The organism is Lysinibacillus sp. FSL P2-0066 (assembly GCF_037969495.1).
Classification (GTDB): Bacteria; Bacillota; Bacilli; order Bacillales_A; family Planococcaceae; genus Lysinibacillus; species Lysinibacillus boronitolerans.
The window spans coordinates 1890046-1905302 of the sequence record NZ_CP150202.1 but is presented as its reverse complement, the minus strand read 5'-3'; the positions used below and the strand labels follow the sequence as shown (position 1 = coordinate 1905302).

Below are 15257 nucleotides of genomic sequence, written 5' to 3'. Positions count from 1 at the left end.
TATTGTCACAATTCCATTTTCAAAGTGTTATTGCTGCTTTTGTTTGAGATTCTTAAAGCGGATGACAGAGCCGACGATAATAAAGACCCACCCAATGCCTATGTAAACAATTTTCATTGTTTTTGTCGATGACGGTAAAATATCCATAATCGTTAAACAGACAAAAAGTATCCCGATGATTGAAAAAAGCATACCGATTGTTAAATTCTTCACGAATAACCCTCCCAACTATGTACGCCCTCGATTTTACCGTATTCTCGGCAAAAAGAAAACACTAATCCAAGCAAGAAACACTTGGATTAGTGACGATTGTGTCATTATGCTTTTGCATGGGCAAAAAACTCTTCATATAACGCTTGTAAAATGCGGTTTTCATATTCCTGAAGGACACCAAACACGAGGCTCACTTCAGAAGAACCTTGATTGATCATTTCAATATTTGCGCCAGTTTTTGAAATCGCTGTGGCAGCACGGGCAGCTAATCCTGTGTTATGACGCATCCCTTCGCCCACAATCACGATCATGGAAAAACCGTGACGCATTTCTACATACTCTGCATGTAGCTCTTCTTTCACACGACTAAGAATGCGTGCTTCATTTTCTGGTGTTAGTTGATTCGAACGCATGATGACAGAAATATCGTCTAAACCAGATGGTGTGTGTTCATAAGAAATATTTTCATCTTCTAAAATTTGGAGTAGCTTACGTCCAAAGCCTACCTCACGATTCATCAAATATTTAGAGACATATAAAGTTGAAAAGCCACTGTCTGCCGAAATACCTGTAACTGGACGACCTGTTGCAGGACGGCTTGGTACAATACGTGTACCTGGGGCTGATGGATTATTAGTATTTTTTATGTTAACGGGCACCCCAATCTTGTAGACAGGCATTAACGCTTCATCATGGAACACTGAAAAGCCTGCATATGATAATTCGCGCATTTCGCGATACGTAATTTCTTTAATTTCCACTGGATCATTGACAACCTTCGGATTCGCGGAGAACACACAATCCACATCCGTAAAGTTTTCATACAGCTCCGCTTCAACGGCTGCTGCTAAAATAGAGCCTGTAATATCAGAGCCACCGCGGTCAAATGTTCGCAATACGCCCGCTTTAGTGTAACCGAAGAACCCTGGGAACACAATAATTTCTTTTGTGTCTTTTAAAGGGGCTAAATTAGCATACGCTTCAGGTAATGCAAAGGTTCTTTCTGGTAAATCATTGACCACTAAACCTTCTTTAGGACTGACATAGCGTGCGGGCATACCAATGGCATTAAAGTAAGCTGCAATAAGCTTGGCGTTATTATCTTCACCTGCTGCTTTAATACTATCGATGAATAATTCCACATTTGTTTTGTCACCTTGTACACGTTCACGTAAATCTTCTGCGATTACGTCACAAATGGCATTATCTAGCCCCAAACCATCAGCAATCGCTCTAAAACGATCCACAACAGTTTGCAATTTTTCCTCTGTATTCTCTTGTAGTAACGCTGCATTTGCTAATTGTATTAATAGGTCAGTTACTTTTATATCGTCACCAGAACGTTTCCCTGGTGCTGAAACGGCAACAATCTTACGCGCCGGATTAGATTTTACAATGTTTGCTACTTTTTGTATTTGTTCTGCACTTGCTACAGATGTTCCACCAAATTTACACACGATCATATCTATCAAATCCTAACTTTTTCAAATTAATTGTATTCCTCCACAAAACAATTGACTGTACACAGTGTACAAATTATCGTTTCCTACGTCAATACAATTTAAAAAATTCACGCAATTTTTCGAGAAATATGGACAATTTTCGTACTGTTTGATTTATTATACGGATTTCACATGAAATAGTTAAGGTTTTTGTGAATTTTTTTTCGTGACGTTCACATAATCGTGAAATTTTCGGTTTTGACTTTCTTCTATATAAATGAAGAAAACGCTTACTCCATTTATGATATGCACAAATATCCACTATGTCTGTGCTATTTTGTATGTACCGCTAATTCCTTCAGCAAGGATTTTTCTTTTATTTATGTGGTTTATCGCTCGTTATCGAGGATTTATTGGTCAATTGCGGGTATTTCCCTTCGATTCGCGGGTATTCACTTCTCTATCACGTGTATCTTCACTCGATTCGCGGGTATTCACTTCTCTATCGCGTGTATCTTCACTCGATTCGCGGGTATTCACTTCTCTACCACGTGTATCTTCACTCGATTCGCGGGTATTCACCCTCATCCATAATAAAAACTAGGCTCACGTCAAGTGAAGCCTAGTTTTGTTGTTACTATTTGATTAAATGGCTGTCCAGCCGCCATCGATTACGAGCTCTGCTCCTGTCATGAAGCGGGATTCGTCTGATGCTAGGAACACTACGCCAAAAGCTACATCTTCAGGCTCACCGAAGTATGGTAATTGTGTGTAAGCTTGATAGTATGGCAATGCACCGCCCTCTTCCATCGTAGGTGCTGTCATTGGTGTCACGATAATGCCTGGGTGAACAGAATTCACACGAATTTTATCTTTACCATATTCAATCGCAGCCGATTTAGAAAGCACACGAAGCGCGCCTTTTGCTGCTGTATATGGGCTTGTACCAGCCATTCCCACGATCCCACCGATCGAAGAAATATTGATAATGGACCCACCGCCAGCTTTTTGCATTTCAGGAATCACATATTTCATGCCAATGATACAGCCATTCAGGTTAATATCCATTATTTTATTCCATTCAGCCATTTCCATGTTGGCAATTGTTTTAGGTGATGAAACGCCTGCATTGTTGACGAGGATATCCACTTTGTCATATGCCTTTACAGCCTCTGCAATCACCGCTTTCCACTCATCCTCAGAAGTAACATTATGTTGAAGGCCAATAATGTCTCCACCATTTTCTTTAATTTCTTTTACTAAATTATTCAATGGCTCGATTTGTACATCTGTTGCAATGACTTTTGCTCCTTCTTGTGCAAATAGTTTTGCCTCAGAAGCGCCCATTCCCATTGCTGCTCCTGTAATAATTGCTACTTTCCCATTTAAACGACCCATCATAAAACTCCCTTTCTTCTATATAAATGAACAATTCGTGAACACGTTAACAACTAGTTGTATTATCGACACCGTGTCGTTAATATAATTATAACGCGCAATTGAAAAAGGGCAAACAACACCGAAGCCCGTAATGACGCTTTCACAACACTTACAATCGGACTGTTGTTTAAATAGAAAATTTAATACAAGGAGCTTCAAAATGTCGAAAAAAATGGACCCTCGCGTCATCAGAACGCGCCAATTATTAAGAGATGCATTAGTGGCCTTAATTGATGAACAAGGCTATGAAAAGATTACGGTACAGGATATTACACAACGGGCTACATTAAATCGTGCCACTTTTTATTTACATTACCGTGATAAATTAGACCTTCTCTATCAAAGCTCTGAAGAAGCCTTGCATGAGCTTGTAAGTAGTATCCATCCACCCTCTGAAGAGAAGAAGGATTTTGATTTATTACCAAATTATGACCAGCCTCACGAGACATTTATGCATTTATTTGAACAAATAGCGCTGAATAGTAAGCTATACAAGGTCTATCTCACGGAAAAAAATATCCCTTATTTCTCCGATGGCCTTAAAGACATTATTATCAATTTTGTCTCAAGCGGCATTCAAGTGATGGAACCTGACGACCAAAAACTGACCGTGCCCCGCGAAATGGCCGTCCGTTTTTATGCGGCTGCCTTTCTTGAAGTAATTGTCTGGTGGTTAGAAAATGATATGCCTTATACCCCAAAATTTATGGCGACCCAGTTAATGCGTATTACCATTAAAGGCCCTTATATTGACAACCCTTTTGAAAGATAAAAGCAGAGCACCAAATTTTAATTAACAACAAAAGGTAATCACAACGCATATGTGATTACCTTTCTCTATTTGTCTCGAAAGTTATACGATTTTCATGTTTAATTCTCTAGTAGGGTTATAGAATTGTAACCATTTCTCCGCTTCACTGACCATCCACGTTCCAAATTCATTTAAAAACAATAACAAAACGTTCGTATCAATTATGGGTGTGATTGCATATTCAAGTGCCCTTCTCATGTCGCTTTCCCTATCACGGAAATATTCCGAGAACCGTTTATAAGCGGGGTATAAATCTCTTGTATAGGTGTTTTCCTTCGTTATGACAAGTGCAAGCCCTGCTCTTACTATAATTTTCATAATCCACTTACAACAATCTTTAATATCCTCTCTATCCGAATTATCTTGAAGGTCATCACAGGCATTTTTTATTTGCCCCTGCAATTGGATAAGGTGGTCATTCGCTAAAGCCTCGTTCGCTTTATATCTTGGTAATCGAGGTATTAAATCCTCTCCAAAGACACATATACTATGGGTTTGGAGGATGAAACTAATGATTGAAAAAGATATCGTATTTAAAATATCTTCTTTGCCGTATACACTTAGCTCAATCCCATCTACACAATGATGGTTTTGAGTTAATGCTTGTTCTACTTCCTTTATCCGCTTTACCTGCTGTTTTTTAGGATTTTGCTTCGTAACCGCTATTGTGTCTAAATCAGCTACTCCTTCAATCCCTATACCCTTTGGAATCGATCCCCTTGTATATATGCTATGTAAGTCATCTTGGAGAAGGGTGCGATACGTATGAATCACATCGTTGATGACAGGAAGAAAAATAGGGTTGATTTTATTCCAATCAGCATGATTAATTATGTATCCATCACTATCCGTCACACATAAGCTTCCAATTGCTTTTATCGTCGTCATTACATCGCTCCTTTTAGGTGACTGATTTGCTTAAAAATAGGATAGCATGTCCTATACAAACAAACTATCCTATTTTCATGTTGGAAGTCCTTTGAAACTATCATTTACTTTTCTTTAAATTCAAATTCAATTTTTCCTTCTACCAAACGAAGGGCTGCATTAAATTGTTTGCCATTCTTTGATTTAAAGCCTTTCATCATAGCTGTTTTCCCACTCTTACATAAATCATGGATGTTTTTTTCCGTTAGTTTTTTTCCTAATAGCCTTTGTGGGAACGTTTGCTTACAACCATTTTTATAATTCGAACAACCGTAAAAGCTTTTACGCAAGCCTATTTTCCCTTCCTTACATGCTGGACACATGGCAATATCTTTTACCACGGCTGGTTTAAACTGCTCCGCTTCAATGGTCAGTGCCTCTAACTGTTTAGGCACCTCTGCTATTAATTGATGAATAAACTTGCCTATACTTTCAATAAAATGCTTAGCAGAGCCTTCTCCCTGACCAATTTTATGTAAGTATATTTCCCATTTAGCCGTCATGGATGGACTTGACAGTAATGTCCCTTCAATTGCCTGACATAAAAGCCGGCCTTTCGGTGTAATGCTCACGATATTTTTTCGTACGTCAATAAATCCATGCTTCTTAATCGTCTCGATAATGCCACTCCGAGTTGCTTCCGTCCCAATCCCTTCAATCGATTTCAGCACCTCGATTTCCTCTTCATCCTCAACCGATTTACCACATGTTTTCATCATCGTAATGAGTTGGCCTTCTGTATAGGGCTTCGGAGGTGTTGTCGTGCCTTCTACAATAGTAATCTTACTTTGTACTACCTCATCCTGGAAGACAACAGGTAACGACTCCTCACGCACCTGTACCTCCGTCTCATTTGAAAATAATTCCCTCCAGCCTTTGACAAGCTCTGTTTTCCCTACTGTTTTAAATTCTACACTTTTGACATTCGTTAGAATCGTTTTTTCATCGTATTCATAATCTTGGTGAAACATAGCGAGTGTCGTATTGAGGATTTCAAAATAAATATTTCGTTCATCCGCATTCATGGATTGCAACGCTTTTGCCGTCGGTATTTTTTTCGTTGGAATAATTGCATAGTGCTCCCCAACATTGGCACTGTCGACATAGCGCTTGTTCTTCCCTCGATTGATTGGCTGAAATGCTTTTCCCACAAGCTGCTGATAGTTTCCTAATGATTCATTTAAATAGGCAAACTCATTATGTGTAATGAGCTGTGAATCGGTACGTGGATAAGAAACGAGCTTTTTCTCATAAAGTGATTGCGTAAGTTTCAACACATGCGATGGACTGTATTTCCAACGTTTATTGGCAGCCGCTTGTAATGTTGAAAGCGCATGTAGTTTAGGTGGTGCAATCCGCTTCGTTTTGTTCATGACACTTGTAATGAGGCCTGTATCATGCGGTTCAATCCCATGCTGTTGCAATAATTGCACTGCCTCTGCACGCTCTTTTGTCTTTAGCTTCGCCTTCCCTTTATACACACCATGTTGAGCTTTAAACACCCCTTCGATTTCATAAAATTTTTCAGGCTTAAACTGTTCAATTTCCTGCTGTCTTTTATAAATTAAATAGACGGTTGGCGATTGCACTCGTCCGATGGAGATGCTGCCCTTGAAGCCTTTTTTCTGCAACAGTAGCGTATAGAGGCGACTACAGTTCATACCTACTAACCAATCGCTAATTTGACGCGTTTTGGCTTCTTGGTACATAAGCAAGTCCCGGTCATTATCTTGCATATGATTAAACCCTTTTCGGATTTCCTCCACTTCTAATGAATTAATCCATAATCGTTTAACTGGCTTATTTACTTTTGTCATTTTCAAAAGGGAGTAGAAGATATTTGAACCCTCACGTTCACTATCACAGCAGTTATAAATCATCGTTACTTGGGGATCACTAAAGATTTTTTTGACTGCATTGAATTGTGGATACATTTTAGAGACCACTTTATCTTCAAATTTTTGCGGAATGATCGGTAATGAAGCAAGCGACCATTTCTCCCATTCCTTTTGATATTCTTTCGGCTCCTTTAATTCAACAAGATGACCAACCGCCCAGGTAATAACTGCCCCATGAGGAAAAGTAGCACAGGGTTCCAGTTCAATAAAGGTTTTCTCTTTGTGCTTCACTTTAAAGGCGTCTGCATATGCTCTTGCTTGAGATGGTTTCTCTGCTAATATCGCAATTTTCCCCATTAATCATCACATCTTCTTTACAATATTTTAGTAGCTTTTTCTATAAAAACATAAAACTCAACTAATCAGATTAGTTGAGTTGATGGTGAAATACCTTACTACTATTTTACTTTAAACCATATAAAATAGCACTTACTAAAATCTTTGACCTCTTTTAAAGCAAATTATAAAGAATCAAAAATTTTCTTTACCCATTCAAGATACGCTCGCATATAGTATGCCTGCTTAAAGCCATGATTCTGGCCCTCTGCTACAATCACAGTCACATCCGCGTCTGCGTTTCGTGCGGATTGAATATATTCCTGTGGACCTTTTACCCCGATTGCTAAATCCTTTGTCCCATAAGCAATAAACTGAGGTATATGAGCTGTTCTGAAATGCGTAGATAAATCTGTCTGCTGTAAGAGCTCTTCACGCTTTTCTGGATTTCTAACATCTTCATCATTAAAAGAAGCAAAGAGCATGGGCACATTATAGCGATACGTCAATGCAGGGTAAATCATAGCAGCGGATGCTACTCGATCATCAACTGCATCAATGGTATCAGGCTGATAACTAGCAGGAAACAGATTTTCACCCTGAATAAGGTTAATAAAGCTACCCGTCTGATAACCTCCAGCACTAAAACCTATCAAACCAATTCGATCTGGATGGAGACCATAATCATTGGCATGATAACGTAAATAACGGACAGCTCGCTGAACATCTAGCTGTGGAATAGGCCACTCATAGGGATTGGAACGATAGTGGAGAACGAATGCATTAATACCTGCTTTATTTAATGATGCAGCTACTTCCTTCCCTTCCGCTGTTCCACCATCCATTTCCTTAAAGCCATAACCACCACCTGGCATAATAATGACGGCACTGTTACTGTTCGCTACCGTATAAGGAATCAGATAGGGCGCATCTTCATAGGTTGATTTTTCATAGCCCCCTTCAATTTCATGGATATAGGTAAAGGTATCAATGGCCGCTTCATTGTCTTTATAGTCTTCCCCCACAATGCCAGTGGAAAATCTGAATGTCGCCAAAAGTCTGTTAGGATTGCCCTTTATATTCATATCGTCTAGCTTACTTCCCGAATGATTACCTGCCACTTCTTCTCCCCAAATCTCCACCTTGTTTTCAATATCCGCAACTGGCTTGCCTGGTTGATTCCCGAACGGATTAATCACAAGAATAGCGTATCCAATCCCCATAAACAAAGTCAGTATAGCTAGAAGGATTCCTACTATCTTGGCTATTTTCTTCGCTATCCTCATTATCATAACCTCCATTAAATTGACTTATGTATCGTTGACTATCGAAATCTATGTAAGATATATTTAGCTAAGCTCAATAAGGACCGATATTTCCCTTCTCAACAGACACATGTTTACTATTTATTATCTCGGGTAAAGGATTATTAATCTTTAGCTCATTCTTTAGTAATGAACGATTGAAGATTTTGTATAGCATCAATACAATGATTTTCTAATGGATTAGAGGAAGCATGACGCATTTCTTTTTAAAGAAATGCCTGAAGACCACAAATTTTAAAAAAACTGCATACGTACCTTGTAATGACGTAAACTATAAAAACACAACAATAATTCTTTCGGAATATGAGGTAGGTATTGTAAAAATGAAGGAGGGATACGATGTTTGATGAAGCTGCATATTTTATTTTTAGAGCGCTGTTAATATTAACGGTTTTGGTTGTTGTAGTTGGAATCCCACTTGGTGAAACACTGATTAGAAAAAAATAAAACTGCATCTAAATGGATGCAGTTTTTGATTTTTATCCTACTTTGTGTCGATAAAAATTGGAATTGGTGAATTAGTGACCCGTATAGAAGTCTTAGAATGGATTTTCACCTTTTATAAAAGGGATAAAAACTACATAGTTCGAACCAATAAAAATGAGCCAAAAGAGTACTGATGTACGTCGCTGTTTAAAGAGATTACTTTTCCGAAAAATAAACATACCGACAATCAACGAGTATACGACGAATAAAATATAAGATAGGCCAAACCAGTTTACCCATACGTTTCCTGTAAATTGAATTCCAAAATTCTCGTATATAGGTCTTAAAATATAAGTTGTGATAAGTAAACCAATCGATAGAATTACAATGATTTCAAGTAAACTAAGAACAACTTTCTTCAATTCATCCAAATAAATTAACCTCATTTCTAATAATATAAATGAAAATATAACCTAGCGTAATGATTCAAACAAAGTTGCAATTTAGTTTAAGTAGAAAAGGGCTCTACGCCTTATTGAAGTAAAGCACTCCGTTAACTCAATAAGAAAACACTATTATCCACCTTATGGAACTGTATTACTCATAACCGTCACAAAGCCGTTCAACGAGGCTGTATCAATTAATTGAAGTATTCCCAGTCTTGCGGTATCACTGTAAACATACCAATGATTTGCAGTAGTATCATGCACCAAAACCCCGCCCGAGTCCCCCGTGGAAAAATAAATATCGAACCGTTTGATACTATTCGAGTTTTGGTCTAAAAAATCAAATTGCGCATTTTTATCATAGCTCCCTACCGGAATGGGATGAGAATCCCAAGGATTATATGTAGGTGCTTCGATTTTACTTCCATTATTTTTTATAAAAGTATTATAAATAGCTTCGTTATAACCATTCCCATTGATTTGCTGTACGACTCCGCCTAATGTCATATGATATTCGTATTGCAATGCTTTTACTTTTATACCATCAATAAAGAGAGGCTGTGTCTCAACCGTTACTGTACCGTTTTTGTAAGTGATATTGCTGCCAAATGTTTCGGCAAGAAAACGCATCGGAACAAAAGTACGATTATTCTTCATGTATGGCTCTACATCAAGCAGTTCTATTTTACCGTTTTTCACCACTTGATTACGATTAAGTTTTAGTGTTACCTGTATATCGTTTTTAGTAAGGGTGATTTGAGCATCCGACCATATAACATTTACCCCTAAATTTTCACTAATTACACGTAAAGGAACCATTGTCCGATTACTTTTAACTTCTGGATTTACATCAGATGCAATTGTAACACCGTCAACTTTTATTTGAAAATCGGCTGCATGTGCCGGTGACGAAGTGAGTAGAATCAACCCAAGAAAAATTCCTGAGAACACTTTTTTCAACTTTGAACACTCCTTTTCTCACTATTCTCCCCAAAAATACATTCCACTAAATATTTTACCATAAAAATCCACCTATATTATTAAACTTTCTGCTCTTTATTCAATTTTACATGACCCATTAAAAGAAGACGCGTTTCGAAATAAACGCGTCAGATTGTTAGATAAAGATACTGATGAAAATTATCAACTAGAATTGATGTCCTTTCTAAAAAGCTAATAAATTCCCCTGCTAAAGGCTGGCTGCCAAATTCCTTGGGCATTTTTCTCCATATCTAGCTCTGTTGGTCCTTCAAGTGAAATAAATTTTACAACCCCTGTTGTATCTGTTTGTTGCTCAAACTCCGCATGTTCTAACCCAGCAAAGAGGTTTGCAATAATAAGGCGATTTATTTCCTTTGTAAACAACTCCTGACGTACGATTTTCGTTTTCTCATAATATCTTCGAACACTTTCTGTTTCTTCGTTCTTATTTGTTGTAAACAATGCTTCATATGTTTCATAATCTTTTTCAATATCACTCAATAAAAACATTTTAGTAATCGCTTGGGGTGTCATATTTTTTAACTTTTCAATATTATAATCCGCTTTAAAGGCATCAAAAACTTGCTGCTCCTGTTCAGTCAATTCAAATGTTAGCTCAAAATTTTGGAAGCCTACGACCTTACCAACTAATTGCCCCTCACTAATTTTCATAATCGTATGGCCTTCGTCACTGTCATAAACAACAATTTCTTTTTCTTTCGCAGAAATCGATTTGTCATTGAATGGTGCTGATCTTGTTCCAAAATTATGAAAAAAGTAAGGATTCTTAAATGGGTTATTAATATCCTCTTTTTTTATTTGCTCATTTAATCCATGAACTTTTAATGGGGTATCCTCTACTAAAATTTGCCCTTGCTTCATTGCTACATGATCATTACCTAATCCTACTACAGTTGAAACGACAAGCCCATCCGTTCCATAAAAGGCAATATAATCGCCATACGTAATGGGGGCTTCCTTATCGATAATCATTGGTAAAAAATGCAGCATCCATTGTTTTCCAAGTAGATGGGCATATTTCGGTTGAATGATGTCTAACGAAGAAACATCATCGACAATCGGTAGTAGCTCATTTTGCTGACTTGCGGTTTGTAGGTTATTCTTTTGAGAAAACTCAACGAATAGCATTAACCCAATAATGAAACAAGCTGCAATAGATACGGTGACAACCTGCCAGTTGAACTTTCTTTTTATGGGTTTCTTTTGCAATATACGTTGCTTGATGTCGTTTGTAAATGGGGCATCTTGTCGCAATTCTTCTTTTAGCTTGTCTTTAAATTCCTTCATAAAATATTGCCTCCAGTTCCGGATTTGTTTTCAACAATTCTCTCGCTCGACGAATCCTTGTACGAACGGTGTTTTGTGAGACGTTTAATAAACTAGCAATTTCAGAAACATCAAATTCTTCATAATAAAACAGTACAATGACTTCCCTATAATGAAGTGGTAATGCAAAGACAATTTGCTTTAAAGTTGCAAAATCTTCTGTTGCTATATATGTTTGCTCTACGGAGGGTTCAGTTCTACCTAGTGGTAAAAGCTTTGAAATAAATGATTTTCTCTTTTGTTTTCGTAGTTCATCGTGACAGCAATTAATAGCGATACGGGTTAAATACGTTTTCAATGAAGCATCTTTTCTAAAATCGTCTTTATGTAATAAATACTTCATGAGTACGTCCTGTGTAATCTCTTCTGCAAGCTGAAAATCCTTCATATATAAATAGCTAAGATGATATAAATATTCACCATATTGTTCTACGATTTGTTCCAACAACAACTCACCTCGTTTCAATCCTACTACTTAGACGCTCGTTTTCTAAAAAATTGTTCAAACTCCTGGAAATATTTTAGAGTAGCCTTTTTATCAAGATTGCAGTAGAATGCAATGCACTTCTAGATGATGCAACAATGCCTATGTAGTAGATGGGCTTACTAATAAGGGCTCTTTTCATAAAGAAAGACGCTTTCCTATTATTTCAGAAAAGCGTCCGAGAAGATCGTTATTCAACTATAACTATAGTTCGTTCAAGAAGGACTGTTCTTTGTTCGATTTGTTAAATAAATCTATTCTTTCTTTTATACTTTCGTTCTTGCTAGTATCCCACCATTCAACGACCACATAAATCTCATTTACATCTTCAAGTGTAATAAAGTCACCGTTTTTATTGATGTATGGCCCTGCAATAGCACCAGTTGTATATTCTGCTATATTCGTCTCACCAGTAACTGAATCAGTATGAACGACTGAATCATCACTCTCGATAACCACATGCGTTTCAAAGTGGAAGAAATCTGTCATATACGTATTGACGTTTTTCATTTTTAAGGTCCCAAATCCTGCTTTAAAGTCTTCTGGTGTTATAACAATTTCATGCCCAGTTAGATTCCAGCTTTCACTTTCACCCATCAATAATAAATAATAAGTATTACCACCTTTTTGAGCATTGCAGCCAGATAGTACAAAGAACGACAACATCAAATAAATGCAAGGTACTAAACCTTTTATATACTTCTTCATTCAATCCCCCTTTGAAAAATGAATGCAATTCAATTCTTTAAAAGAAAAAGACACGTTCCTAAATAAACGCGCCCTTTTTTGGAATAAAAAATGAGTTACTCACTATTCATAAACTTTTGTAGGCAACTTGAACGATTTGTTGTTCACCATTCTTCTCAAAAAACTTATAATTTTTCATTCCAATTTTTTCTGCAACTTTTTGGGAAGGAATATTTTTTAAGGTCGTATATGAAAATATTTCGGAATAGCCCAAAACATTAAATGCATATTCCTTACAAGCAGACGCCGCTTCTGTGGCATACCCCTTATTCCAATACGCTTTAATAATGTGAAAACCGATTTCAGGTAACCATACACCGTCAATGTTCTGCATGGTTATCCCACAATCACCGATAAATCGATCCCCTTCTTTTAAAACAACTGCCCATAGTCCGTGATTATATTGCTTATAATTTTTCTCATTCCAGCTGATCCAATTTTTAACCTCTTCTTGATTAAAAGGATGCGGGTAATATTGCATAGACTCTGGGTCGGAAAGCACTTTTGATAATTCATGATGATCGTCCATTTTTAACGCTCTCAGGTATAATCGTTCCGTCTCGATAATCTTCAAACTACCCACCCTTTGCTTTTAATCTATTTTGCTACTATATTTCATTTAGATATACGCAGTACCTGTTTTTAGCACATTTGATGCCAAAAAGTTACCCAAAGTAATGATGGACACACCAAACAACAAGAAACATACTCGCTATCCCCCAAGCAGTGGTACTCCATATCCACCAAACTACAGCTTTAGCTTGTGATGAATTTCCCTCTTCCTCCATATTCAACTTTATAAAAGCGACCTTACTTTCCATATCTTTTTTCATAGAAGAGAGCACAACAAATCCAATGATTATGAAACCAATAGTTACCCAAAGTAGTAGATCCACCTTTACACTCCCTTTATATAATTGAATTTCACCGCAATTTATTATAATAATTAGATTCTACAAAGATAACAATATACCTTGTGTTAATTCAAGTGCGTTTAAGTATATCATGTATTAAAATGCTGAAACTTAAAGTGCCAGAAGCTTTGTTTGGAAACTTTACTTAAATGATAAACACGCAAATGTAAGATGTATTGCTTTACTCAACAATATGACCCTTAGATGAAAAGGAGCAAAATAGATGGCCCTATCCCTCACTTTTTCACGTTCTAACCGCTAATTTAGAGCCTATCCCTCACTTTGACTGCTCTATCCATCACTTTTCACGTTCTATCCGCTACTTTTCATGGTTTAATCGCTACTTCAGAGCCTATCCCTCACTTTGTCTGCTCTATCCATCACTTTTCACGTTGTATCCGCTACTTTTCATGTTTTAACCGCTACTTCAGAGCCTATCCCTCACTTTGTCTGCTCTATCCATCACTTTTCACGTTGTATCCGCTACTTTTCATGTTTTAACCGCTACTTCAGAGCCTATCCCTCACTTTCCCTGCTCTATCCCTCACTTTTCACATTGTATCCGCTACTTTTCACGGTTTAACCGCTACTTCAGAACCTATCCCTCACTTTGTCTGCTCTATCCCTCACTTTTCACGTTCTATCCGCTACTTTTCACGGTTTAACCGCTACTTCAGAACCTATCCCTCACTTTGCCTGCTCTATCCCTCACTTTTCACGTTGTATCCGCTACTTTTCATGTTTTAACCGCTACTTCAGAGCCTATCCCTCACTTTGTCTGCTCTATCCCTCACTTTTCACGTTTTAACCGCTACTTCAGAACCTATCTCTCACTTTGACTGCTCTATCCATCAGTTTTCACGTTCTATCCGCTACTTTTCATGTTTTAACAGCTACTTCAGAATCTATCCCTCACTTTGGCTGCTCTATCCATCACTTTTCACGTTGTATCCGCTACTTTTTACGTTTTAACCGCTACTTCAGAGCCTATCCCTCACTTTGGCTGCTCTATCCATCAGTTTTCATGTTGTATCCGCCACTTTTCACGTTGTATCCGCTACTTCAGAATCTATCCCTCACTTCGCCTGCTCTATCCATCAGTTTTCACCTTCTATCCGCTACTTTTCATGTTTTATCCGCTACTTCAGAACCCCAATGGATCCGCCAAGTGCAATTAATTGCATGTGACGCGCACTTAATTCCACGCTTTAGTTGTGAATCTTGATGATTATCTTTTCTAATGCTTACTCCTCATACGTTTAGATTTTCAAATACTTGCTCAAAAAAGGAATAAAAAAACGCCTTTTGGATTAATCAAAAGGACGATTCAACTCGTGTTACCACCTTTAATTTATATGCAATTCACATTACTTACCTTAGGAAGTACGGTCATTTGACGATACTCTCGCACATGATTACGGATGCTTACGGGTGTAGCCTACTTAGAATGATCTTTTCGGTACACAGCTCCAAGATGAATTCTCACTCGTTTTACATGCACCTCTCATCAACCGGTAACTTTCTGTTCGTAAAAATAATTGATACTACTTCTTTTCATAGCCTTTGTTCTATACAAATAT

At 37.5% G+C, this 15257-nt stretch carries 14 protein-coding genes and 1 other annotated feature; of the genes, 1 reads left to right on the top strand and 13 read right to left on the bottom strand.

The window, feature by feature from the left end; translation table 11 throughout:
* Positions 1-27 precede the first annotated feature (27 nt).
* The 3 genes from MKZ14_RS09275 to MKZ14_RS09265 form a co-directional block, all read right to left on the bottom strand.
* Entirely contained in the window at positions 28-213 is a 186-nt protein-coding gene (locus MKZ14_RS09275) for a hypothetical protein (protein ID WP_048390624.1), read from the bottom strand.
* A 104-nt stretch (positions 214-317) separates the two neighbouring features.
* Positions 318-1676: an aspartate kinase gene (locus MKZ14_RS09270; protein WP_048390622.1), complete on the bottom strand. Its 1359-nt coding sequence runs from the start codon at positions 1674-1676 to the stop codon at positions 318-320.
* A 624-nt stretch (positions 1677-2300) separates the two neighbouring features.
* Positions 2301-3053, bottom strand: a complete 753-nt coding sequence (locus MKZ14_RS09265; RefSeq protein WP_339280844.1) for a glucose 1-dehydrogenase — start codon at positions 3051-3053, stop codon at positions 2301-2303.
* Between the two features lie 202 nt (positions 3054-3255).
* On the opposite strand from MKZ14_RS09265, the gene MKZ14_RS09260 reads away from it, so the two are divergent.
* Complete coding sequence (locus tag MKZ14_RS09260; protein WP_016994976.1) at positions 3256-3867, top strand: TetR/AcrR family transcriptional regulator; 612 nt, start codon at positions 3256-3258, stop codon at positions 3865-3867.
* An 81-nt stretch (positions 3868-3948) separates the two neighbouring features.
* On the opposite strand, the gene MKZ14_RS09255 is transcribed toward MKZ14_RS09260, so the two are convergent.
* The 10 genes from MKZ14_RS09255 to MKZ14_RS09210 all read right to left on the bottom strand — a co-directional run bounded on the left by MKZ14_RS09255 (position 3949) and on the right by MKZ14_RS09210 (position 13659).
* The gene (locus tag MKZ14_RS09255; protein WP_339280843.1) at positions 3949-4794 is read right to left on the bottom strand and encodes a nucleotidyltransferase; all 846 of its coding nucleotides are present in this window, start codon (positions 4792-4794) and stop codon (positions 3949-3951) included.
* A 104-nt stretch (positions 4795-4898) separates the two neighbouring features.
* Positions 4899-7028 carry a DNA topoisomerase III gene (gene topB, locus MKZ14_RS09250; protein ID WP_339280842.1) on the bottom strand — a complete coding sequence of 710 codons (2130 nt, stop codon included), beginning with the start codon at positions 7026-7028 and terminating at the stop codon, positions 4899-4901.
* 164 nt (positions 7029-7192) lie between these two features.
* Entirely contained in the window at positions 7193-8293 is a 1101-nt protein-coding gene (locus MKZ14_RS09245) for an alpha/beta hydrolase (protein WP_339280841.1), read from the bottom strand.
* Between the two features lie 578 nt (positions 8294-8871).
* A complete protein-coding gene (locus tag MKZ14_RS09240; RefSeq protein ID WP_016994973.1) occupies positions 8872-9189 on the bottom strand; it encodes a hypothetical protein in 318 nt (105 codons plus the stop codon).
* A gap of 153 nt (positions 9190-9342) precedes the next feature.
* Positions 9343-10164 carry a copper amine oxidase N-terminal domain-containing protein gene (locus MKZ14_RS09235; protein ID WP_339280840.1) on the bottom strand — a complete coding sequence of 274 codons (822 nt, stop codon included), beginning with the start codon at positions 10162-10164 and terminating at the stop codon, positions 9343-9345.
* A 213-nt stretch (positions 10165-10377) separates the two neighbouring features.
* Positions 10378-11493 carry a hypothetical protein gene (locus MKZ14_RS09230; protein WP_339280839.1) on the bottom strand — a complete coding sequence of 372 codons (1116 nt, stop codon included), beginning with the start codon at positions 11491-11493 and terminating at the stop codon, positions 10378-10380.
* The gene (locus tag MKZ14_RS09225) at positions 11480-11977 is read right to left on the bottom strand and encodes a sigma-70 family RNA polymerase sigma factor (RefSeq protein WP_016994968.1); all 498 of its coding nucleotides are present in this window, start codon (positions 11975-11977) and stop codon (positions 11480-11482) included. The genes MKZ14_RS09230 and MKZ14_RS09225 overlap by 14 nt, the downstream gene beginning before the upstream one ends.
* 243 nt (positions 11978-12220) lie before the next feature.
* Positions 12221-12724 carry a hypothetical protein gene (locus MKZ14_RS09220; RefSeq protein WP_339280838.1) on the bottom strand — a complete coding sequence of 168 codons (504 nt, stop codon included), beginning with the start codon at positions 12722-12724 and terminating at the stop codon, positions 12221-12223.
* Between the two features lie 106 nt (positions 12725-12830).
* Positions 12831-13337, bottom strand: a complete 507-nt coding sequence (locus MKZ14_RS09215) for a GNAT family N-acetyltransferase (RefSeq protein ID WP_333004598.1) — start codon at positions 13335-13337, stop codon at positions 12831-12833.
* Between the two features lie 91 nt (positions 13338-13428).
* Complete coding sequence (locus MKZ14_RS09210; protein ID WP_339280837.1) at positions 13429-13659, bottom strand: hypothetical protein; 231 nt, start codon at positions 13657-13659, stop codon at positions 13429-13431.
* A gap of 1333 nt (positions 13660-14992) precedes the next feature.
* Positions 14993-15244 (bottom strand) — a binding site (T-box leader).
* Positions 15245-15257 lie beyond the last annotated feature (13 nt).